Here is a 21,335-nt window from a genome sequence, read left to right as displayed (position 1 = left end):
ATTAGATTTGAACGTGAATCGAACACTTGTACACATAGGAATGCCGCGAACGGCAAGCACCTTTTTTCAGAAGGAGGTTTTTCCCAATTTAAACAACTTCAAACACATTGGCATAAACCAAACACAATACAGCGAGGCTTTTCAGCGATTGATGTACCAAGATGAAAGTCGCTACAATGAACAGTCTGTTCGAGAGAGCGCAGCACTGCAGGACAAAGGTAATTTGATAATCTCTAACGAACTTCTTGCAGGTCAATCGCTCTATCTGGTTTCGACCAATAGGACGCGAAATGGAATGCGTCTGAAACAACTTTTCCCGAATGCAGAGATTATTTTGTTTCTGCGCAATCAGGCTGACCTTTTGGAGTCACTGTATTCCATCGGCGTTTACTCCGGGCACACAGCGAAACCACACGAATTCATTCGCTTTGATAACGAGCGTTCTGATCGATCGAACCCACTTTTTCCGACTTTTACTTCAATAGAACAAACTGAGCAGTATTTCTACTCCTCACTCTTGAGCCTATATCAGGGACTCTTTGAGAAAGTTCATGTTTTTCTCTACGAGGATTTCACCACAAATCCCAGCGATTTCATTGAGCAATTTTGCCGCGAGCTAAATCTTGAATTGACTGTGGACATCGATTTTGACAAAAAGACGAACAGCAGCCTAAGCGCTCGTCAATTGGAGTATCTGCGCAAGACCAATAGCCTAAAAGGAATCTTGGAAAGATCGGGGGCAGGGAAGCAGATTTTCAGAAAGAATATTCAAGCGATTGAGCACCGATTGGGTGGCAAGAAAAAATTTCAGTTTTCTCCTGCACTTCGGAAAAAAATTAAAGATCACTTCCGAACGGATAACGAGTCTCTTAAAGAGCTTCTTCCTGATACGTATGGTTCAGAGAATTTCGCTAAAAACTACTTGAACGAAATCTAGCGGTTCCAGATTCCTTTGGCTCGTTTTTGCAAAATGAGCCAAGTTTGATAGGGTTGAAATAACAATCGGAACGAGGCGCCAATCGTGCTTGCGAGAATTACTCCTGCACTGCCCAGCATGGAGTACTGAGCCAACCAGATGGAGAGCGGAATATTAACAATCATCACAAAGACGGCGTGAAAAAGGGAGACTTTCAATTTTCCAATTCCACTTAAAAAAGTGCCGAAAATGCTGAGTAGTGCTGAGAGGATTACCCATGCTCCCATACACCAGTTGAGGGCAGATGGAATTTCCAACTCATCACCAATCCAAAAATGGTAGACATAAGGAGCTATCAGGATCAATAGAACAACTCCAACCGCCATCACTACCCAGAGAAAGAGCAATCGCTTGAGCATTTTTTTAATCCATCCGAAATCCTCCTTTACAAAGGCATCGGTAAATGCCGACCAGAACGGAGTGGTAACCAAGCCAAAAAAGACAAGAGCGAGATTGAAGTAACGATAAGAAATATTGTAGGCAGGAACTTCCTCGGGACCGAGTACTTTGGTAATAATCAGATTATCGGTCATGAAAACCACTAGGGCCGCGCCTTGAAGAATAAAGAACGTAGCTCCCAGACCCAGAAGTGAATTGGAATACTTGAGGTCGACGTGAGAAAAAGAAGGGCTCAATTCCTTGTAACGGCTCGAAAAAAGATAGGCACTCGCTACCAGCGGAATGAACAGATTGATACCTGCGATGACCCATGCCAAATTTACTAGTGAGCCCATACTGTATTCGCTCAATAAAAATACACCTGCCAACTGGAGGATGTTGACCAAAGTGTTCATTAGATTGGACAAGGCGGGTCGCTGATCGGCGGTAACAACCATCTTGATCAATTGAGCGACAAACTGAGGAACGAAAAGGCAAAAGAGAATAATGACCATTCCCCTAACATCATTAACAAGAGCTGGCGGAGCTTCAAAAACCTGCGCCCAATCAAAAAAGAAATTAGCACCAAAAAATAAGATGAACATACCAACGGCAACACCCGATATTAAGGCATATGTTGTGCTGACATATATCTTTCCCAGCTTATAATCCTTTTGAGCTAGTGCTTCGGCAAGCTTGTTTCTCAAGCCGTTTCCTATACCCAAGTCGAAGAAATTGAACCACTGCAAAACTGCGCTAACCGTAAGCCAAATCCCAAAACTCAGCTCGGTAAGCAGGCTTAGGTAGAGCGGAACGATTATAAAGCTGATCAAGGCATTTACTCCTTTCAGACCTGCTGACCACAAAATATTTTTGAGAATTTGCTTACCTCTAAAATCAGAAGTAGACCGTATTCGAGCGATTAGCCCATTAATCATTGCGACGGAATGGATTCCACTTTGACTTGGAGTCACTCTCTTCCTGCTCGTCAAAATAGTTGCCGTAATCGCTTTGGTAGCCGTAGCCATAACCGTAACCATAGGCCCCACCGTAGGAATATGATTTATTCTTGCGTTTAGCTGCATTGAAAACGAGAGTTGGGTGCTTCAATCGGCCCTTCTCAAACATTTCATTGGCTTGAGCCAAATGAGCTTTTCGCGTAACCCCTTCGCGGACCACAAAGACCGTTACATTCGCATAATCGCTGATTTGCAATCCGTCTGAAACCAATCCTACGGGAGGAGTATCGATAATAATCTTATCAAACCGCTCACTCAATTCTTTAATGAGGTGTGGCATACGATCTGATATAATCAGCTCAGATGGATTTGGTGGTGGCGGGCCGGAGGGCGCGATGAACAAATTCTCAGAATAGCCCGAAGGAACTAAAATATCGTCGATTGATGCATTTCCACTTAAGTAATTACTGCAGCCAATTTTATTCTCAATACCAAAGTCTTCCACTATTCTTGGCTTGCGCAGATCAAGCCCGATGAGAACCACCTTAGAACCTGTGGCGGCCATAATGGAGGCCAAATTCATAGCCGTAAAGGTCTTTCCTTCAGTACCAATCGAGGAGGTAACCATGACCACGTCAGGACCTTTTTCAGCATGAAAGAATTTGAGATTTGACCTGATGCTTCTGTACTCTTCTGAAATACTCGAGCGTGGTTTTTCTAAAGCTACGAGAGGAGATTTGTGCTGATTAAATCTGACCACTCCTATAATCGGAATAGATGTCAGTCGCTTCAGACCGGCCAAATCATTGATCTTATCGTTTAAGTTTTCGACCAAAAAAATAATAAGAACAGGAATCATTAAGCCGAGTAAAATGGCAATGGAATAGGCGCGCTGAGGTACAGGCGATATTGGCCCTGGAATTACTCGAGGGGCATCAACAACTCTCGTATCGCTATCAGTAGCGGCCAGAGATATGGCCAATTCTGCTCTTTTCTGTAAAAGAAATAAGTATAAGCTTTCTTGAATTCTGAATCGGCGTTCAATCTCCAAGAGCTCCCGCTCTGTAGTTGGAATTCGTTGAATTCTCTTGGTAAATGTTTTTAGGGAAGATTCCAGCTCTTCTTGCTGACGTTGCAGACCCTTCTCAATGTTTCGAATGTTCTCCAGAAGAGATGAGCGGGTGAGCTCTATTTCGGCATTGATGGGAACCAGGTTGGGATCATTTACCGTACTGCGATTGATGACAATCTCCCGCTGACTTTGAAGTTCGCTCAGTTTGTTGATCAGCTTCACCAGCAATGGATCATTTATATCCAGCGCCGAGGGGGCTAGGTCTCGAACATCCACATTGTCAGTAATGTACTCTCTTAGTTGCTGAATTAAACCGATTTTGGTTTGATTGATGGCACTTTTGGCATCTAAATCTTTGATGCTCTCCAGCACGATTTGCGACTCAGACTCCAAGTCTATAATTCCCTTAGCGGCTTTATAGTTCTCGCGATTGATTTCGATGCTTTCTAAATCTTCGGTAATATCTTCAAGCTGCAGATCGAGGAATTCGGCTGTTCTTGATGCAGCCTTATTCTTTAAATCTACATCGTTTTGAAGATAGACGGTAATCAAGGCATTCAAGAAATCCAATCCCTTTTGTGGGACCTCATCTTCGAGATAAAGTTGAAGAATAGTGCTCTGAGAGCGCGCCAATGCTACAGAAAGCTTCGATAGATACTTGTTTTGATTGGCGGTTATTGTGTTGAACTTGATTCTGTAATGACGCTTATCAAACTCCGGATTCTTCAGATCGTCCGAAGGAAAAATCTCTCTTTTGATTAGTGTAATGGTACCCAAGCCAAAATCGAATGACTCCCCGAATTTCTCTTCGATTACCTTTTCACCATCGCCTTGCGGATAGGTAAATCGAAATCTATTTTTATCGATTATTTCAATTTCAAAAAGTCTGCCGTATGCTGAATATTCCAGTCCTGTAATGTCCACTTTGAAAGGGCTGTCCTTGTAAGCTTCCGAAACCTTTACGTCTCCGACTAAGAAATAAGAAACATCAAATTCCAACTCATTCAAGGTCTTTGCCAAAAGGCTATGCGAACGAAGTATTTCAATCTCGTTCTCGATGTTCTTGGTCGGTGTTTCCACGTCTAGTTGCCGCAGAAATTGATCCTTCCCAACATTTTCATCTTTGACCATCAACTTCGCGGTAACGGCATACACCGGATTCTTGTACCAATTGTAGTAGCGCGCGATGACCAAGGCCAGAATCAAGCATAGGGGAAACCAGAACCAGTACTTGAGATACCTGAAAAAGAAAGATTTTAAATCGAAATCATTCTGTATTCTTTCGGGCTTATTCAAATTATCTGCTGCCATACTTATTGATTCAAGCTAATAATGACAGCCACAAATGTGAGAGAACTGATCACCAGCGGCAAGATCCGGTATATGTTATCATCTTTCGATGTCAGACCCTTCGTAGGCTGAACGTAAATCACATCGTTATTTTGAAGGTAAAAGTGCTCACTTTCCAAAACGCTCGAATCGTTTAAATTCAGTCGGTGAAAACTCTTCTCTATGCCGTTGTCACGAATCAGGAGAACGTTCTCCCTCACGCCATACACGGTCAAATCACCGGCATATCCAAGAGCTTCAAGCACTGAAGCTTCTGCCGTAGGTATCTTGTATACACCCGGAGTGTTGACTTCGCCGAGTACCGTAATCTTATAATCTGCTATACGGAGATTGACGCTGGGTTTTTGTACATATTCCAATAGAGCAGACTCTATAGCTGCTCTTGCTTCCTCTTTGGATAAGCCTACAATCTCGACATTTCCCACCAAGGGAAGGTGAATGGAGCCGCTACCATCGATTTGGTAAAGATTTCCACCAAACCCGTCATCAGATGAACTTTGGTCGGTCTGGAAGTAGGCATTCGTTTCTAAACTAATACTGGATATTTGCACTTCAACCAGATCACCATTTTTAAGAACGGCAGCCGGTGCATCGGGAATATTTAGCTTTCCAGTCTCTAGATCTTGGATATCATTGAAATAGGTGACCTGCTTGTGCGAGACGCAAGAGGCCAATAGAAAGACAGAAAGTGAAAGATAGAATAGCTTTTTCATTGTTTGGTCACGACGGCTTCTACCCGCATATTTTTCTCAAACTCATCGAAGGTCTTGGCATCTGGAACGCGTTTTTGACTATCGCCATAGCCCTTTGCTATCAACCTTTTCTTAGAAATACCCTTACCGATCAGGTACTCCATCACCGCTTCAGCCCTTCGCTCGCTTAGCTTCAATGCAGTACCCTTGAAATTCCACTCTTTGCCTTGCCCCTTAAAATTGGGGTCAGGCCGAATGTCTTCTGTATTGTTTGCCGTGTGCCCTTGAATCTCTACTTCTACGGTAGCATTCATTTCTAAGAAATCTACCAACTGATCAAGCTCATCAGTAGCCCCTGGTTTGAATGCGTAAGTATTGTTATAAAAGAATACTTGATTTAAAATCAGACGGTCTCCAACAGAAATAAACTCATCGTCTTCGCTTTCAACTTCGATGGTTTCAAGTGCAGAAAAACCAACTTCAGGTTCTGGCTCAAACGGAACTTCAGTATCCATAGGAAGGACTAAGCTCACATCTTCTTGCACTTCCTTTTTAGTTGAGAAATCAGGCTGCCTGAGTTGGTCGAAATCATAACAAGGCTGATGTATAGCATGAAACGAGAACTTTTCTTCCGCTGACTCTATGTAGAGGTAGTGACCACAATCATCAGCATTGAGACTCAATACCGAAACGTAAAAGGTATCACCTTTGGCAGCTTCGACGGTATTTTTGTAAAGTATCTCGCCATCGTCACTGAAGATAGGTATCCGCTGAACCCTTTGGGGCTGAAGGTTTTCATTGACCAGCTTGTCGCAAAAATCCTTTCCTCCGTATTTAAAAAGTATCGCTCTATAGCGGTCGTCCTGATTGGTTGGACTCACAGAGAAGTCAATGGTAAGATCTTCGGTAGCGATAAATTTATACCAGAAAGTGTAGCGATCCTCATAGAGATAGTAAAGCGCATTTATGGTGGCTTCGTTCATCAGTATTTCGCTTTTGGAAAAGTCATTCTGCCCAAGTGGAAACAGAATTTCCTGTGCATTCATGCATGACATTGGCTGACTGTCATCTTCCTGTGCAAACAGAAATGAGGAGCACAAAGCGAATAGAAAGAAGATGAAGTGTCTTTTTCGATGCATAAAAGGGGAAAAGCGAAACACAAACAAAGATAGATGACCACCATGGGTGGAGTACCTTTTAGGTCATGTCATTTTCCACATTGAATTGAAGAAAGATTATTTACGCAAACCCTCAGAAGGTCAAGGATTGCGATACATTTACCCATTGCCTTCATTTAACCCTTGTGGAAAACTTATGTCTTTATTCAAAACGATTCTCTCTACACTTCTTCTAACCCTCGGTATAACAAATACCAGTCAAGCGCAACTGGTAAAAGACCTTTTAGAAAATGACGATGCATACTACAACTATGTTTCAAATCCCGGTTTTGAAGAAACCAAAAGAGAATATTGCCGATGGAATCAAAATGGTAGAAATTACATGGAGGACATCAATGCATGGGACTCCCCTACTGAAACTACCCCTGACCTATTGAGTTTAAGGGTGAAGAACACGTGCTGGGCAAACCCAAGAAAACACAGCAAAGGAAAACAAGGGCCTCGAAACGGTGATAATATGGCAGGCCTTAAAACCTACGGAAAAGGCGGCACTGAAACATTCTGGCATGAATACCTCAGTGTGGAACTCGATTCTGCTTTGGTTCCCGGACAGCGCTATTATGCTGAGTTTTATGCCAGCAAATCTGCCAATTCAAAGTTGGCCTCGAACAATCTTGGCATGTTCTTCAGCGATACCGCAGTAGTAACTCGAGATAGAATGCCTTTATTTTTCACTCCGCAAGTTAATTCTGATAAAGTGATCAAGTCCAGATGGAATGCATGGCAAAAGGTCTCAGGTGTATTTGAGGTGGACGAAGAAAAGCATTACCTCATCATTGGTAATTTTTACCACGACAACAGAACAGAAATTCAAGAGTTTGAAGAAGGTGAAGGCGGTGCTTACTATTACATTGATGATGTGAAGGTGAGGCGAGCAATGCCTGGCGAAGCATTAAGTCCTGAGCCGAAAAGAAGCATTCCACCCAAACCAAAATTGGTGTTGCAAAAAGCTGAATTCGTTTCGACGAAAGACATCAAGCTAGACAGTATCGCCTATAAAGTCGGAGACAGAGTGACTTTGGAGAATATATTCTTCGAATTCGACAAGGCCGAACTTCTCCCAGAATCAAAAGCAGAGCTTGACAAGCTGGTAGATATCCTTACCGACTACCCCTTTCTTACGATTGAAATAGGAGGACATACAGATAATGTAGGAAGCCTTGAGTATAATAAGAAGCTCAGCGAAGCAAGAGCAAAAAGCGTGGTAGACTATCTCATCAATGAAGATGTGAATGATGTGAGACTCTCTTACAGTGGCTATGGATCTGAGAAACCGCTTACATCAAACACTACTGATGAGGGACGTGCAAAAAACAGAAGAGTGGAATTTGTGATTATCGGCAACTAAAGCTGTAGAGATAATTCGTCTCCGACCATTTTCGTTTGGTGAGAATTCGTTCGTAACTGATTTTTTCAAAATCCGCAATTTCCAAAATACGATCAATCTCACAACTCTTGGCTAGAGCCATGACTAAAGTACCGTTTGGAGTGAGGTGCTTTTTTAAGCTACCGAAAAGAGCGATGTAATATTCATATCCTTCGCCACAACAAAAGGCAAAATCATCTTGGCTTTCAGGGTAATCGGGCTTGAAAGGTGGGTTTACGAAGATATAATCGAATTGCTGGTTCTCGCTCATCTGATCGAATATATCGCTTTGGATCACCTCCACATCGAGCTCATTTCTGAATGTGTTTTGCGCAGCATTTTCGCAAGCTAGCGACGTAATATCACTAGCAAAACCTTGAGCACCCAATTGCACTGCCCTGCAGGCCAAAACGCCTGCTCCACAACCCATTTCTAAGATTCGCTTACCCGATAAGTCCAACCCCTCCAGTTGCTCTAAAAGCATAACCGATGTCACAAACCAACCCGGATGAAATATCCCCGGAAGTACCACAAGATCCATTCCATGATACTCCCAAGATCGTTTGGAACTCGAGTAAAGTTTATAGACCGGGTGAGTCAGTGATTCTAAAACGACTCGTATCGGCTCTTTCTTCATCATATTCGCTACTGCTTATACTTTATCGTAGGGTTAAATAAAGCTACAAAATGCGGTTTTTGTTTATCGAGGTTTGAATTTAGAGGACAACTACCCTTTATAAATTCCGTAATTTCGCGGCTCAATGGGAATGATTTCAGAAGACTCGTTAACAATTGCAGTGGATTTCGACGGCACTATCGTTGAGCATAAGTATCCCGAAATAGGAGATGAAATGTTATTTGCATTTGATACGCTGAGGGCATTGCAAAAAAAAGGACACCGTTTGATCCTCTGGACGTTTAGAGGTGGAAAATACTTGGACGATGCTGTAAAATATTGCTCAAGTCAAGGAATCACTTTTTATGCGGTAAATAAAAGTTATCCCGAAGAAGTCTTAGAACAAGGAATCAGCCGAAAGATCAATGCAGATATCTTCATCGATGACCGAAATGTGGGAGGTTTCCCCGGTTGGGGAGATGTCTACCAAATACTGCATCCCAATGACGGCGAGTTCAATCATCAACTAAAAAATGCTGAAGCTCACCACAATTTTAAATCAAAAAAAGGCGGAATTAAATCCTTATTCAGGTCATGGTTCACTTAAAGAATACTGAAGAAATTGAATTGATGCGAGCGAGTGCTCAAATCGTATCGCGCACATTGGGTCTTATGGCTGAAAAGATAGGCCCCGGTGTTACTCCACTCGAATTGGATAAGATTGCTCACGAATACATCAATGATCAAGGAGCAGTTCCCGGATTCCTAGGATTTGGAGGCTTTCCTAATACTCTTTGTATATCAGTGAATGAAGCTGTCGTACACGGCATACCAAATGAGCGTGCATTTGAAGAAGGTGATATAGTGTCAATAGATTGCGGCGCCATCAAAAATAATTTTTATGGAGATCATGCATATACATTTGCCATAGGCAAAGTGGGTAAGGAAATAGAGCAACTATTGAGGGTGACCAAAGAGTCACTCTACCTCGGAATAGATCAGATGCGAACAGGTATGCGAATCGGAGATATCGGGTTTGCCATTCAAAATCATGCTGAGCAAAATGGCTATGGCGTGGTTAGAGAGTTGGTTGGACACGGCTTGGGTAGAACAATGCATGAAGACCCTCAGGTGCCCAATTACGGCAGACGCGGCCGAGGAAAACGAATTATTGACGGAATGGTCTTAGCGGTAGAGCCGATGATCAATCTTGGAACAAAAGATGTGATGATGCTGGATGACGATTGGACCATAGTTTCTGCAGACAAGATGTATTCAGCTCATTTTGAGCATGACATCGCAGTGGTAAATGGCACTCCTGATATTTTATCCACATTCGATTATGTGGAGGAAGCACTCGAAAAGCGTGGCTTGAATGCAATGAGAATGAACTTGGACACTGTCAAAGCTCAAGTGTAAGTTCTTCTGTCTTATTTCGAATTATGTCGAAGTGCCTCACCTCTTTTTTAATTATTGAAGTACAGACTTGGCTCACGGATACTGTGCGCACTAAATTTCTGCGATTCATGACCATGTCATTTTCGAGATCACCATCACCTCCGTTTATGTGAAAACTCCAGACCTTATTACTGTTAGGTAGATCCGATGCGAAAAGATCATCAAACCACTGTTGACGTTTTTTCAAAACTTCACTGCTGTAGAGCTTTGCGCTGGCAACAATCAATGGCTTTGTCGGATCGTATGTTCGAAAATGCACCATTGATTCGTCCCATCTCAACTCTTCGATATTCTTCCCAAATCGCAAAAGCGTAAAAGGCTCAACTCCTTCTAAAGAGCAATGCTTGAAGTCGTTCAAAGCAGAAAAATCCAGACTATCCAACACAACGATACCCCTGCTCTTTCGGTAGTTCAGTTTTCTTTCATGAGGAAAAAAAGCGCCATTGAGTAAAACTGTCGTGAACTCTTTTCCAATCGCCAAATTTGTTCCTCCATGCAAGGGCTCCTTAGCTATTAGAAATTCACTTTGATCTTTATTCAAATATGGCGAGAGTCCGTCAGCGTTTCGAACGGGCGACTCATCTCGATTAGCCGTTACTATGTTAGCCCCTGATTGTGGAAGATAGGTTACCGTACACATCGCTAAAAGCCCATTTCGTTTCTCCGCCTCTCATATTCTTCATCCGAAATCTCACCATTTGAAATCACAGCATTTAATTTTGCCAAAGGCATATACTTTTCGAATACGGCCTTTTCAATTTTGAAAAAATTTCCACCTTCATCTACAAGACCAAAGTCTGTTTCAGTAGGAATAGTAGGTATAAAAAAAGCTCTGAACCAGCTGCGGCGGATGACGAGCCATGCCATTTCGGGTTCTAGAGTCGTTTTGAAATCAGTCTTGGAGAGTGGTCCGATTTCTTTGAAAGTTTGGTGTCCCCAATCGAAAATAAAAATCATAAATATTGGCTTAAGCCAAATCTACGCAAACGGTATGAGAGAATATTTTGTGTTGCTCATCGAGAGGAGATAAATGATAAGGACTGGCATTTTTCGATCTCATAACCATGGTAATAATCCCCAGGCCTGCGCCCCCTTTGCTACTTCTAGCTCCGTTCATCATGACTTCCATGTACTTTTCCTTGAGCGAAACGGGATCCATCTCATTTATAGAATCGAAGCGAGCCTTCAAATCAGCGACTTTCCGTTGATCAATGATATTTGAAAATTGACCACAGAGCTTATTCGCTTTTCGATATACTGTAACCACTGTGTGGACATGATCGCTTTCATCCATCTCACTATGGAGACGAATATTCTGAATAGCCTCAATAAATACGGTGAAAAACCTCTTTCTAGCCGTTTTATTCTCAACCTTTTCATCAAGAAGCTTCTCCATTCGGGAAGTCAGGGCGCTGGCAAAACCAAAGTTCAGGTCTCCTGCATAATGCACGATTACCTCAGTTTTATTGTCTGCGCTCAGGTCTTTATAAAAACATTCAGCCTCGGAGTAAAAATGTTCCAAAGCATCTCTAGTGAGGTTCATGAAAAAGATTTTGGCTCGACCAAGATAAAGATTATAACGATGTATGGCTCTAATTCATAGAAGAATGATCTAAATCCCTTTAGAATTTAGCACAAGGCATAACTCTTCGTTTATTCTTTTTCTTGCTTTTTTTGCTCGCAAATTCAAGGATTACTGAAATCTCGTGAGCGCCTCCACTATTGGGTGAAAGAGATGATATGGTGAGATCGTAGCTATATCCGATTTGCATATTATTTATCTCATAACCGATCAAGACAGCCAAAGCATCTTGATTTATAGTGTTATTGGCATTCTTCTTGAGTCCGGGCAGCCCTCGGTACCAGAGACCTATCACCACAGGATCGTACTCATAATAGAAACCCAAATCCAATTGGTCAAACAACCCTTGAAGCTGGTAGTTGAAAGCCGGAACGATAAACTGCCGCTTTGAAAATGCGCCAATCTCAGAAAGTTTCAATCTGATTCCCCCGTGAGCAGAAACTCGTCGCGGCAATACGCTCTCTCTCCCCACAAGGGAATGAACGGGCTCATTAATGTGATAGACTGAAGCTCCTATCCAAAACTTCTCAGCATAAACCAAAAATCCTGCTCCGAAATCCGGGTAAGCCACTGGCTCTTGACTAAATCGAGCACGGTCAGGATCAAGAGTGGTTAAACCATCGTCTTGTCTAGCCAATTGATCTCCGAAGGTCAGCTTATTAATATCCAAATAATTACTTCCATACCCAACGGTAATCGCCGGACGAAGGCTGATCTTTCTTGTCACGTTAAACTCGTACGCATACTGCAGAGATACGTTGGTATAGGTCAAAGCACCTGTGCCCGCCTTATCGTGAGAAACGTTAATCCCGACACCGCTTTTAATGTCAGCGAAAAAGTGGTCAAACGAAAAATTGTAGGACACAAACGCTTGAGGCAGTGTAGGCCACTGATTTCGATAATTCATGGCTACCCTACTCTGAATAGAAGTTCCTGCAAACGCGGGATTCAACAACATAGGCGCAGCATAAAACTGCGTGTACTGCTGATCCTGAGCCCTAACCACTAGGGCAAGAGACATGAACATCCCAATTAGCGATATGTGTATGAGGCGTCTCATTTCGGGTTTTTCGAAAGAGTTACAATCTCTTCTACTTCCTTTACCCCATCCAGTTCACCACCGTAATAGATAGATTTCTCCACCGAATCGTAGCCAGAAGCTTCAACCAGCATGGTGTATTTTTTATTCGTATTCAAAGCCAAAACGAATTCGCTCGAGCCACTTCGGGTTTGAAACAATCCTTCTACATTACCATTCTCTTCATTCAATAAAGTGATTAGCGCATTTGACGGAATACTCTCTGCTTCAGCAGAAAGCTGTCCTTTCAGAATAATCGTATGGTCTTCGTCAAAATCTATTTCATAGAGATCTTGTAAACCATAGCCTCCCACTCTTTCTGAAGAGAAATACGCTTTGTCACCCGTTTCGTTAATGGTAAAGAAGATATCATCACCTGGAGTATTGATGGGATAACCCATATTCTGAGGCGTACCACGTCCATCCGCTATATTCTTTGAAACAAAAATGTCGTACCCACCCATGGTAGAGTGTCCTTGTGAAGCGAAGTATAAATCACCGTTGACATCTACAAAAGGAGCATCTTCATTATGCGGTGTATTGATTTCTTCACCCAAGTTTTCAGGCTTACCCCACTTTCCGTTCGGTAATCTTTTTATTACGTAGATGTCTTTCCCTCCGAAACCTCCGTCTCTATCACTAGAGAAATAAAGGACTTGCACATTAGAGCCGTCGTATGATGCACTTGCTTCTTGGTATTTGCTGTTGATGGCCTGATCCAATTTTTCCGGTTCCGACCACTCGTAGTGGTTCATTTTACTGACGTACAAATCTCCTGAGTAGCCATCTTTACTCGTACGGTATATGATCAATTCTTCACCGTTAGGTGTAGCGGCAACGGCGGCATCATTACGATCAGTATTGAGCGGTGCCGGAGCAGCTTTAACCAACTTGGCAGCAGACTCCAAATCAAGGATAAATATGTTCTCATCAAACTGCTCTGATATGTCTTTCTCACTCGTCGCATTTAGTTTTCTTCTAGACGTGAAATACAACGTATTCTTTGCAAAGTCCCAAACAGGGGCATAATCATGGTGCTCCGAATTTACCGTTTTCCCCAAGTTCTTTACTGTAACCGAAAGTGGAGATTGAACCATGACGATTGCTCGTTGAGCTGAGCTCTTAAGGTGTTCAATTTCTGCCGCTGACTTCATTCGATCAGCGTCATTTTCGTAATCATAAATCAAGTTCAAAGCGTCGAAAAACTTGTATTCTGCGATTCGATCTTTTGCCAAATAGTACTTGGCCTCTGTGTCGTCATGTTTTACAGCGAGCTCAAGAAACCTTTTTGACTCATCCTTATAAGGTGGTAAATGGAAATAGCATATACCAAGTCTCCCGAGGACCTCAGGGTTCTGAGGATCGACTTTTACGATCTCTGTATACAATTCAGAGGCATAGTAGTAGTCTCCTTGAGTATAGTAGATATCCGCTTCGTAAAGCAAATTCTTGTGGTATCTACCCAAATTCTTCTGCGCAACGGCTTCGATACCCGCAGAAAGGATAAATAGAATGACTAAAAGAAATAAGTAAAGTTTTCTCATCTTAAAAGTGTTACGTCACCTGAATCAATAAGTTCTCCTCCGTCGGCGAATTTGACTTTAACTCTCCAGACGTATACGTCTTGCTGACAAATTTCTCCACGGTAGTATCCATCCCATCCTCTTCGGACTTCTTCTGAAACAAATAGGAGTTCTCCCCATTTGTTGAAAATCTGCATCTCAAACTCTTCAACACCCTTATATTGAGGAAAGAAGATGTCATTATTAAACATATCGTCGATGGTCCAATAGCCACCATTCGGCCCTGAGGTATTGGGAGTAAAAGCATTAGGAAAAACAATACGCGTATCGACATTTCCTTTCACCGCTTGATCGACCCTGAATGTATCTCGACAACCAAATTCATTATCAGCAATCAGTGTTACGGGGTGCCATCCTGTGGTTTCATAAAAATTATAGGGCGAAAATTCCGTAGAGGTGTTTCCGTCACCAAAATCCCAGAAATAGCTGGTAGCATCCGTTGACAGGTTCAAGAAATAAACCTGATCAGGAATAGTGATAACGGGTGGGTTGACAGTAAAGAAGGCTTCTGCCCTGGGATGAACTGTCACCAAAGCGGGTTTGATTTCCGTATCCTGATCGCCTCCAGGGCCTGTCACCGTGAGAGCCACGTTGAAGGTTCCAGACTCGTAATATACGTGCACAGGATTCTCCTCTTCACTGATGGTACCATCGCCAAAATCCCAGAGATAAGATACTCCATAAGTTGACGTGCTGGTAAACTCAACTACCAACGGTTCACAACCAATACCTTCACCTTCAAACGATGCTATGGGCAATGGAGGATCGATAATCACCATCTGCGTAGAGGTATCGTTACAAATACTATTTCCTACACTCAGTGTGATTAAGTACTCACCCCAAGTCTCAAAAGTATGGCCTTGTGGTGCATCAGGATCTGTTGATGATTCTGAGGTTCCATCACCCCAATTCCATCCATAATTCGCACCGTTGTTTGCATTACTGAGGTTTACGACATCAATGGTAGCCTCAGGAAATTGCTGAACAGCAGGAGTTGCGATAAACTGCGCTTCAGGTAATCCCAAAACAGGAAGATTATACTCCAGTGTATCGGCACATCCATAAAGGGACTGCGCAATAAATAATACTGTGTAAGTTGAGTCTTGCGAATTAAAGTTCTCATAGACATAGGTCGGCTCTTCTGCTTGCGAGAAGTTGCCATCTCCAAATTCCCACAAGTAGGTAAATGCTCCAACCGTATTGTTTTCAAATTCGGCAGTATAAGGCGAGCACCCTCCTTCCGGGAAAACCACATCAGCAATTATTTCAGGAATCACTTCTACCTCAATTGACTGCTGGTCCTGACATCCATATTCAGTTGTAGCGGTAAGGGTAACCGTATTTGTTTCAAGTTCGGTTCCAGAATTGACATAAGTATGAGTATGTATGGAGTCAGAGTTTTGAGAATCATTTCCATCTCCATAATTCCAGAAGTACTCTGTAGCTCCTTCAGTATAATTAGCAAATTCAAAATCTGCCGGGAAACAACCTTCAACACCGTTAAGCGCGATACTAACATTTGGTAGAGGGAATACTTTGATATTACCACTAGTCGTATCGGTACATCCAAATCCCGACTGAGCTACCAAGGTCACGGTGAAATCGCGAACGGTATCCATCATATTCACAAATGTGTTTGAAGGATTTGTGATGAACGCCTCATTTCCATCTCCAAAGGACCAGTTGTAGGTGGCTCCTCCAAAAGAGGTATTGATAAAACTCACAGCCAATGGAGAACAACCCTCCGTTTCAGGCGCAAACTGAGCAATTACTTCGGGATATACGGTAATCTCGATAAGCGATGTATCAGCACAGCCAAAATCGGTTGAAGCAATCATAGACACTTGGAAATCTTGAGGGGCATTGGAAGTCGAAACGAAGACATGCTGGTGTACTAAATCCAACGTATCAGAAATATTTCCGTCTCCATAATTCCATTGATAATTGGTCGCTATGGAGCTATTGTTTTGAAAATTGACCGGATAAGGCGAACATCCCGCCACACCACTTGGAATCACCGAAGCATTGGGCTTAGGGTGCAAAATAAGTTGACTTCTTGCGGTATCCTCACAACCAAACATAGAAGTGGCTACCAATTGAATATCGAACGTATCAGGCTCAATCCCTATGGTTTGATAACCGCCAAGTGGCTCATCTGCTACACTAACAGTTCCATTGCCCAGATCCCACTGATAGAAGGACGCGTTAACACTTTCGTTTTCAAAAACAAAGGATAGGGGCGAGCATTCCTCTATAGGGTGAGAAAAGGCCGCATCGACGAGAGGATGTACTTCAATATTTCTTATAAACGAGTCCGAACACCCATTTTCGGTATAAGCGATCAGCTCGATTGTATAAGTAATGGTTTGATCTGTTGTATTCTCAAAGGTATATTCATGAATAAAGGCTGATGTATCAGAGGTTACACCATCACCATAACTCCAAATAAGTGAGTCGGCGAGTATACTTTGATTCGTAATACTAATGGTCAGCGGACCACATCCTGACGTTCGATCAACTGAAAATTGAGCGACGGGATCGGGATTTACCGTAACGGTAGCCGATGATGTATCATTACAACCAAATGCGGAAGTGGCAACCAACTCGACATCATAAGTGACAGGAGCTAAGGTTGAATTTCCATAAGTATGTTCCGGATTTGGGGATGTACTGATTGTACCATCACCAAAAGTCCACTGGTTACTAATGGCTCCCGTTATGACCGGAAACTGAACCGAGAAAGGATTACACCCGGTATCTACCGGCAATGTAAAATCGAAATCGGGCTGGGGAAACACTGAAATTACAGTCGAAGTAGTGTCATCACACCCATTTGGTGTGTAAGCGATTAACTGAACTTCAAATTGCTGTATCGAAGCAGTGTTGTTCACAAACTGATGACTGGGGTTCTCAACTACCGTAGTCGTTCCGTCACCAAAATCCCACGCGACAAAATCTGCATTGATAGATGTGTTTATGAAGTTAGCAGGATCAGGGTCACAACCCGGAATATAAAATGCCTGAAATTGGGCTACAGCATTGGCATTGACCTCAACTGTGCTCGTGGCCGTATCTCGACATCCAAAAGCATTTTGGGCGATTAATGTGACTGTATAAAGGGAGTCTTCATCTCCGAAATTATTAAAAGTATGAGTAGGACTTTCGTCACCACTTCCTCCTCCGCCACCGAAGATCCAAGAGTAAGAATCTCCTCCGACAGTGGTATTGATAAAATCAACCTCAAGGGGTGCGCAGCCTTCGGTCACAACATGGGTAAAAGAAGCGTTTGGAGCCGGTTCAACATTTACAACTTGTGTAGTTGAATTCGAACAAGTTGCGGTGGAAACTGTAAGTTCTACAGTAAACGTTCCTGTACCGGAATAAGAATGTGTGGGATTCTGATCTTGTGAGTCATTTCCATCGCCAAAATCCCAATCCCAAGAAACAATCGGATCTCCTGCCTGTGAAGTAGATAAATCCACAAAGCTTCCTTCAGAACCTATACATACATTCTGAACCAAAAAGTTGGAGACGGGTGATTCATAAACTTCTACAATATGCGTGTCGCTATTGGCGCAGCCATTGGGCGAAGTCACTGTTAGGACAACATTGTAGGACCCGGGTGAGTTGTACTCCTGTACCGGTGGCGACTGACCTAAAAAAGTATTTCCATTTCCAAAACTCCAATCCCAATCATTTATAGTACCGGTGGATCCATCGCTAAAATTGACTTGGAGATTGTCGCAAGCCTCATCGTTATCAAAGTTGATTTGAGCAACCGGGGCCGGCAATACTGTGATTTCCACAAATGCTGTATCTGCACACCCGCTTCCCGGTGCCCCGACTGCGGCAATAAGTTGTACATCGAATGTTCCAGTGGAGTTGAAAACATGATCTACCGTGGGAGCACCCGAAATAACCGGAGGCGTTCCATCGTCGAAGTTCCACTGAAACCCTGTCGCATTCGCTGATGAATTGTTTGTAAAAGTTACAGTCTCACCTTGACAAATCGTGGTTGGATTCGCAGAAATAGCAGCGGTAGGTGGGGCCACAATTTCTACTTGAATGGTCACCGCATCAACCCCACATAGGTTACTATCAAGTAAAAGAACATCGTAAGTACCGATTGCCGGATATTCTATAGTTTGTGGAAAAGTAGGAGGCCATGGAGTCCAATCTATAATAGAGTCATATCCCAATCCCCAGTAGTCACCGAAATTCCAATATTCGTAACGCTGGTATATATTCCCTTGAAAAAGGCAATTTCGTTCTGTCGTATTATTAAAAGTAAACTCGTTATCGGGCCAACATAAAACAGTAGCAGACGGTGTAATTCCGGCATCATCGATATCCCAAATTCGGATCGGGTTAAAGGTCGCCGTACTTGGACCACCCTGAACTGAGTTACAATAGTTTTCAGCGGTTAATGTGACAACAGTCTCACAATCGACCGTTCCCACCTCGTAAGTATGTGATACGACTTGGCCCAGATTTGTATAATCATAAGTTTCAATAGGAGAGCCATCACCAAAGTCCCAGGTAAACACAGTCGTTTCTGAGGTATTCGTGCTGGAATTGATGAAATCCATTGTCTGAGGCGCACAAGCTTGAGTCAAACCACCCACAGGCACCTGAATGGATGCGTTACTGGCTTCCTCCATTACTACCACACCGTTCACAGTGCAGCCTGTTGAGGTTTCAGTAAACGTCAATAAGAAAGTATCAACAGTCGCGGTATATGTGTGCGTAATGAAATCCGGAGGAACGAGACTTCCGCCGGTCTGGATAGGCGATCCATCTCCCCAGTTTACTTGCCAAGCCCCGATATTATTCGGCGACTGCAAATTCAAACTGAAGTTATTTCCGTTACAGCTATACCAATAGGGCGTGTCAGTAGGGTTGCCGAAAAAGTCAAACAACTCACACTGGGCCTTAAGCTCGGCTCCTGCAAACAGAAGTAAGGGGAGAATGACTAAAACTACTTTTTTTGCAATCCTCATATCCCGCATTTACGTAATAACCCAAGAAAGGTTAGCGGGTGGGCTTCAGGAAGAAAAATAAAAAAGGAAAAGGACCTCGTTAAACCTGTTAATGAGGGTCCTGAAAATCAGGGTTATTAACGAATTCATCATCCGTTAGGGTTTCCAAGAAAGCGACTAAATCATCAATATCTTGTTCGGACAGACCTAGACCTACCCCTTGAAATTTCATCAATGGGTCGATGGTCATAGATGGGTGTCCCCCTGAATTGTAATGCTCTATAACGTCGTGTAGCGTTTCAAATCGCCCATCGTGCATGTAGGGAGCAGTCAGCGCAATATTTCTTAAAGTGGGTGTCTTGAATTGTGCTTCTGAAAAGGGACTTCCATTAACCTCAGCACGACCCAGATCGGTAAAGACCGAATCAAGACCATTATTGTGAAACTGTTGATCAGTAAATAGTACCAAGGCTCCTCCGTGACAATGAAAACAATCACCACCGTTTTGACCGCCGGGATAAATATTGGGATCACCGCCTTCTGCCAAAAAAAGAAACAATCCGTTTTGCTCACTAATGCTCAACTGACCAGGGCCATATTGAGCTTGATCAAATTCACTATTTGCCGAAACCATAGTGCGAATGAACTGCGCCATAGCATAAGTAATTCTGACAGAGTCAACGCACGGCGTACCAAATGCAGCCGTGAACATATCTTGATAAATTGAGTCGCTTCCGATTCTCTCAACTGCCTCTCTCCAAGTAAGGTCCATTTCGACGGGGTTCTCAACAGGCTCTAAAAGTTGCTCTTCGAGTGTTCGTGATCTACCGTCCCAAAAAAAGCTTGTATTCCATGCCATATTGACCAAAGCCATGCTATTTCGACGAGTCAGATCACCATACAAACCAACACTCTTAGGGACATTATCTGAAAAAGAAGCTGTTGGAAAATGACATGACCCACAGCTAATTGTGTTGTTTCTGGATAGTTTCTTTTCCCAAAAGAGATGTCTACCTAACTCAATTCCCTCTTCTGTAAAAGGATTATCCGATGGAATGATCGGATCAGGAAAAAAGAAAGGTTTTTGAAACTCGTATGGCGTCCCTATACCTGAAACGATTTCGCACAAAAGATTGTCCGCCTCTGAATCAGGCTCGTCTTTTTTGCATGAAGCCAATAATGCCACCAAAGCCAAAAAGATGCTTGTGGCATATAATGAGCGCAAAAACTCGTATGGCTTCAAGAGTCTGATCATTTCAAAACAAACGCTTTGGACATGTTGTTCGCCAATTTAATCCCTGTCTCTATTTGTGCAGGTGATCCGTGAAAAGAAGTCACCTGAGCCAAATCGATAGTGTCTGCGGCTGTTGCAAAAATACTGTCTACATCAACTGCAAAAGAAAGGAGCATAGTCTCTCCAGGGCTAATATCCATCGATTTTTCAAAAAGGCCGAGCTCTCTGAAAAGCGTATCGGTCCCTGTGTGAAATGAAAAAGGCATGGGCAGGAATTCGTCAGTATTAGGTTCAAGATCAAATCGACCATCGAATGAGAAGAAACGGTACCCAGAGGACCATTGCCAATACATTCCCGCAGATGTCACCTCGCTTAGCGGATGTCCCGGAGGATATTGAGATATGGAGAAATCAGGATCATTCGTACCATTCATCATGTAAGGCACTCCTAAGTCGTAACTCACGCCGATGTAGTCACCCGTTGGAACCACATACTCAACGCTTCTTCTATTCTCTTGCATTGCGATTAACTCAATATCTGAAAGCTCTACAAAATCGCCTTCCGACTTGTGTAATCTGATATTTGAGACGTAAAACTTTATCTCCGAAACATTGAATGGATAATCATGAACATTTGTATTTGTCACCCCCATCTGTAAATCTTCTCCCTCAAATCGAGGATCGAAAGTTAGAAAGAGCTTGGAATCAGGATTCGATTCGTCATCGTCACAAGAAACTGCCATAAAAACAATCAAGGTAAATAGTAATAATCTCTTCATTGATGAGGATCTTTTCGTTTTCACACAGTATCTATACAAAAATAGCCTATTTTTC

At 42.8% G+C, this 21,335-nt stretch carries 17 protein-coding genes; 4 read left to right on the top strand and 13 right to left on the bottom strand.

Features of this window, described 5'->3' with window-relative positions; all coding sequences use genetic code 11:
* Positions 1–13 precede the first annotated feature (13 nt).
* A complete protein-coding gene (locus O3Q51_04890; protein ID MCZ4408130.1) occupies positions 14–937 on the top strand; it encodes a sulfotransferase domain-containing protein in 924 nt (307 codons plus the stop codon).
* Here O3Q51_04890 and O3Q51_04885 read toward each other — a convergent pair.
* From O3Q51_04885 to O3Q51_04870, 4 genes are read right to left on the bottom strand one after another with little or no spacing between them, the layout of a single operon-like run.
* Positions 934–2,292: an MATE family efflux transporter gene (locus O3Q51_04885; GenBank protein ID MCZ4408129.1), complete on the bottom strand. Its 1,359-nt coding sequence runs from the start codon at positions 2,290–2,292 to the stop codon at positions 934–936. The two genes, O3Q51_04890 and O3Q51_04885, sit on opposite strands and share 4 nt — an antisense overlap.
* Positions 2,285–4,696 (bottom strand): polysaccharide biosynthesis tyrosine autokinase, encoded by a 2,412-nt coding sequence (locus O3Q51_04880; protein ID MCZ4408128.1) that lies wholly within the window; start codon positions 4,694–4,696, stop codon positions 2,285–2,287. The genes O3Q51_04885 and O3Q51_04880 overlap by 8 nt, the downstream gene beginning before the upstream one ends.
* A gap of 2 nt (positions 4,697–4,698) precedes the next feature.
* A complete protein-coding gene (locus O3Q51_04875) occupies positions 4,699–5,448 on the bottom strand; it encodes a polysaccharide biosynthesis/export family protein (GenBank protein MCZ4408127.1) in 750 nt (249 codons plus the stop codon).
* A complete protein-coding gene (locus tag O3Q51_04870; protein MCZ4408126.1) occupies positions 5,445–6,566 on the bottom strand; it encodes an OmpA family protein in 1,122 nt (373 codons plus the stop codon). The genes O3Q51_04875 and O3Q51_04870 overlap by 4 nt, the downstream gene beginning before the upstream one ends.
* A 175-nt stretch (positions 6,567–6,741) precedes the next feature.
* Between O3Q51_04870 and O3Q51_04865 the strand changes: the two genes are divergently transcribed.
* Positions 6,742–7,953 (top strand): OmpA family protein, encoded by a 1,212-nt coding sequence (locus O3Q51_04865; protein ID MCZ4408125.1) that lies wholly within the window; start codon positions 6,742–6,744, stop codon positions 7,951–7,953.
* Here O3Q51_04865 and O3Q51_04860 read toward each other — a convergent pair.
* Complete coding sequence (locus O3Q51_04860; GenBank protein MCZ4408124.1) at positions 7,940–8,611, bottom strand: class I SAM-dependent methyltransferase; 672 nt, start codon at positions 8,609–8,611, stop codon at positions 7,940–7,942. The genes O3Q51_04865 and O3Q51_04860 overlap by 14 nt on opposite strands.
* 127 nt (positions 8,612–8,738) lie before the next feature.
* Here O3Q51_04860 and O3Q51_04855 point away from each other — a divergent pair, with 127 nt between their 5' ends.
* Entirely contained in the window at positions 8,739–9,194 is a 456-nt protein-coding gene (locus tag O3Q51_04855; GenBank protein ID MCZ4408123.1) for a hydrolase, read from the top strand.
* The gene (map, locus tag O3Q51_04850; GenBank protein ID MCZ4408122.1) at positions 9,182–10,006 is read left to right on the top strand and encodes a type I methionyl aminopeptidase; all 825 of its coding nucleotides are present in this window, start codon (positions 9,182–9,184) and stop codon (positions 10,004–10,006) included. Before O3Q51_04855 ends, map begins: the two co-directional genes overlap by 13 nt.
* Here map and O3Q51_04845 read toward each other — a convergent pair.
* From O3Q51_04845 to O3Q51_04810, 8 genes are all read right to left on the bottom strand, one after another.
* Positions 9,990–10,685: a hypothetical protein gene (locus O3Q51_04845; GenBank protein MCZ4408121.1), complete on the bottom strand. Its 696-nt coding sequence runs from the start codon at positions 10,683–10,685 to the stop codon at positions 9,990–9,992. The genes map and O3Q51_04845 overlap by 17 nt on opposite strands.
* Before the next feature lie 2 nt (positions 10,686–10,687).
* Positions 10,688–11,002 (bottom strand): hypothetical protein, encoded by a 315-nt coding sequence (locus O3Q51_04840; GenBank protein ID MCZ4408120.1) that lies wholly within the window; start codon positions 11,000–11,002, stop codon positions 10,688–10,690.
* Between the two features lie 10 nt (positions 11,003–11,012).
* Positions 11,013–11,588 carry a SiaB family protein kinase gene (locus O3Q51_04835; GenBank protein MCZ4408119.1) on the bottom strand — a complete coding sequence of 192 codons (576 nt, stop codon included), beginning with the start codon at positions 11,586–11,588 and terminating at the stop codon, positions 11,013–11,015.
* 79 nt (positions 11,589–11,667) lie between these two features.
* Positions 11,668–12,687, bottom strand: coding sequence for a type IX secretion system membrane protein PorP/SprF (locus O3Q51_04830; GenBank protein MCZ4408118.1), 1,020 nt, complete (start codon positions 12,685–12,687; stop codon positions 11,668–11,670).
* Positions 12,684–14,249, bottom strand: coding sequence for a hypothetical protein (locus tag O3Q51_04825; protein ID MCZ4408117.1), 1,566 nt, complete (start codon positions 14,247–14,249; stop codon positions 12,684–12,686). The genes O3Q51_04830 and O3Q51_04825 overlap by 4 nt, the downstream gene beginning before the upstream one ends.
* Positions 14,246–19,288: a PKD domain-containing protein gene (locus O3Q51_04820; protein ID MCZ4408116.1), complete on the bottom strand. Its 5,043-nt coding sequence runs from the start codon at positions 19,286–19,288 to the stop codon at positions 14,246–14,248. Before O3Q51_04820 ends, O3Q51_04825 begins: the two co-directional genes overlap by 4 nt.
* An 88-nt stretch (positions 19,289–19,376) precedes the next feature.
* Positions 19,377–20,522 (bottom strand): c-type cytochrome, encoded by a 1,146-nt coding sequence (locus O3Q51_04815; protein ID MCZ4408115.1) that lies wholly within the window; start codon positions 20,520–20,522, stop codon positions 19,377–19,379.
* Positions 20,519–21,280 carry a hypothetical protein gene (locus tag O3Q51_04810; GenBank protein ID MCZ4408114.1) on the bottom strand — a complete coding sequence of 254 codons (762 nt, stop codon included), beginning with the start codon at positions 21,278–21,280 and terminating at the stop codon, positions 20,519–20,521. Before O3Q51_04810 ends, O3Q51_04815 begins: the two co-directional genes overlap by 4 nt.
* Between the last annotated feature and the right edge of the window lie 55 nt (positions 21,281–21,335).

Source organism: Cryomorphaceae bacterium 1068, assembly GCA_027214385.1.
Taxonomy (GTDB): Bacteria; Bacteroidota; Bacteroidia; order Flavobacteriales_D; family Cryomorphaceae; genus JAKVAV01.
Note: the sequence above shows the minus strand (reverse complement) of the source record. Positions and strands in the feature narration are given on the sequence as shown.

Excerpts from the sequence above, each read along its gene's own strand:
- O3Q51_04870 (MCZ4408126.1), bottom strand. The coding sequence starts at position 6,566 with ATGCATCGAAAAAGACACTTCATCTTCTTTCTATTCGCTTTGTGCTCC.
- O3Q51_04885 (MCZ4408129.1), bottom strand. The coding sequence starts at position 2,292 with ATGATTAATGGGCTAATCGCTCGAATACGGTCTACTTCTGATTTTAGA.
- O3Q51_04825 (MCZ4408117.1), bottom strand. The coding sequence starts at position 14,249 with ATGAGAAAACTTTACTTATTTCTTTTAGTCATTCTATTTATCCTTTCT.
- O3Q51_04855 (MCZ4408123.1), top strand. The coding sequence starts at position 8,739 with ATGATTTCAGAAGACTCGTTAACAATTGCAGTGGATTTCGACGGCACT.
- O3Q51_04860 (MCZ4408124.1), bottom strand. The coding sequence starts at position 8,611 with ATGATGAAGAAAGAGCCGATACGAGTCGTTTTAGAATCACTGACTCAC.
- O3Q51_04845 (MCZ4408121.1), bottom strand. The coding sequence starts at position 10,685 with ATGTGTACGGTAACCTATCTTCCACAATCAGGGGCTAACATAGTAACG.
- O3Q51_04820 (MCZ4408116.1), bottom strand. The coding sequence starts at position 19,288 with ATGAGGATTGCAAAAAAAGTAGTTTTAGTCATTCTCCCCTTACTTCTG.
- O3Q51_04840 (MCZ4408120.1), bottom strand. The coding sequence starts at position 11,002 with ATGATTTTTATTTTCGATTGGGGACACCAAACTTTCAAAGAAATCGGA.
- O3Q51_04875 (MCZ4408127.1), bottom strand. The coding sequence starts at position 5,448 with ATGAAAAAGCTATTCTATCTTTCACTTTCTGTCTTTCTATTGGCCTCT.
- O3Q51_04810 (MCZ4408114.1), bottom strand. The coding sequence starts at position 21,280 with ATGAAGAGATTATTACTATTTACCTTGATTGTTTTTATGGCAGTTTCT.
- O3Q51_04815 (MCZ4408115.1), bottom strand. The coding sequence starts at position 20,522 with ATGATCAGACTCTTGAAGCCATACGAGTTTTTGCGCTCATTATATGCC.
- map (MCZ4408122.1), top strand. The coding sequence starts at position 9,182 with ATGGTTCACTTAAAGAATACTGAAGAAATTGAATTGATGCGAGCGAGT.
- O3Q51_04830 (MCZ4408118.1), bottom strand. The coding sequence starts at position 12,687 with ATGAGACGCCTCATACACATATCGCTAATTGGGATGTTCATGTCTCTT.
- O3Q51_04865 (MCZ4408125.1), top strand. The coding sequence starts at position 6,742 with ATGTCTTTATTCAAAACGATTCTCTCTACACTTCTTCTAACCCTCGGT.
- O3Q51_04880 (MCZ4408128.1), bottom strand. The coding sequence starts at position 4,696 with ATGGCAGCAGATAATTTGAATAAGCCCGAAAGAATACAGAATGATTTC.
- O3Q51_04835 (MCZ4408119.1), bottom strand. The coding sequence starts at position 11,588 with ATGAACCTCACTAGAGATGCTTTGGAACATTTTTACTCCGAGGCTGAA.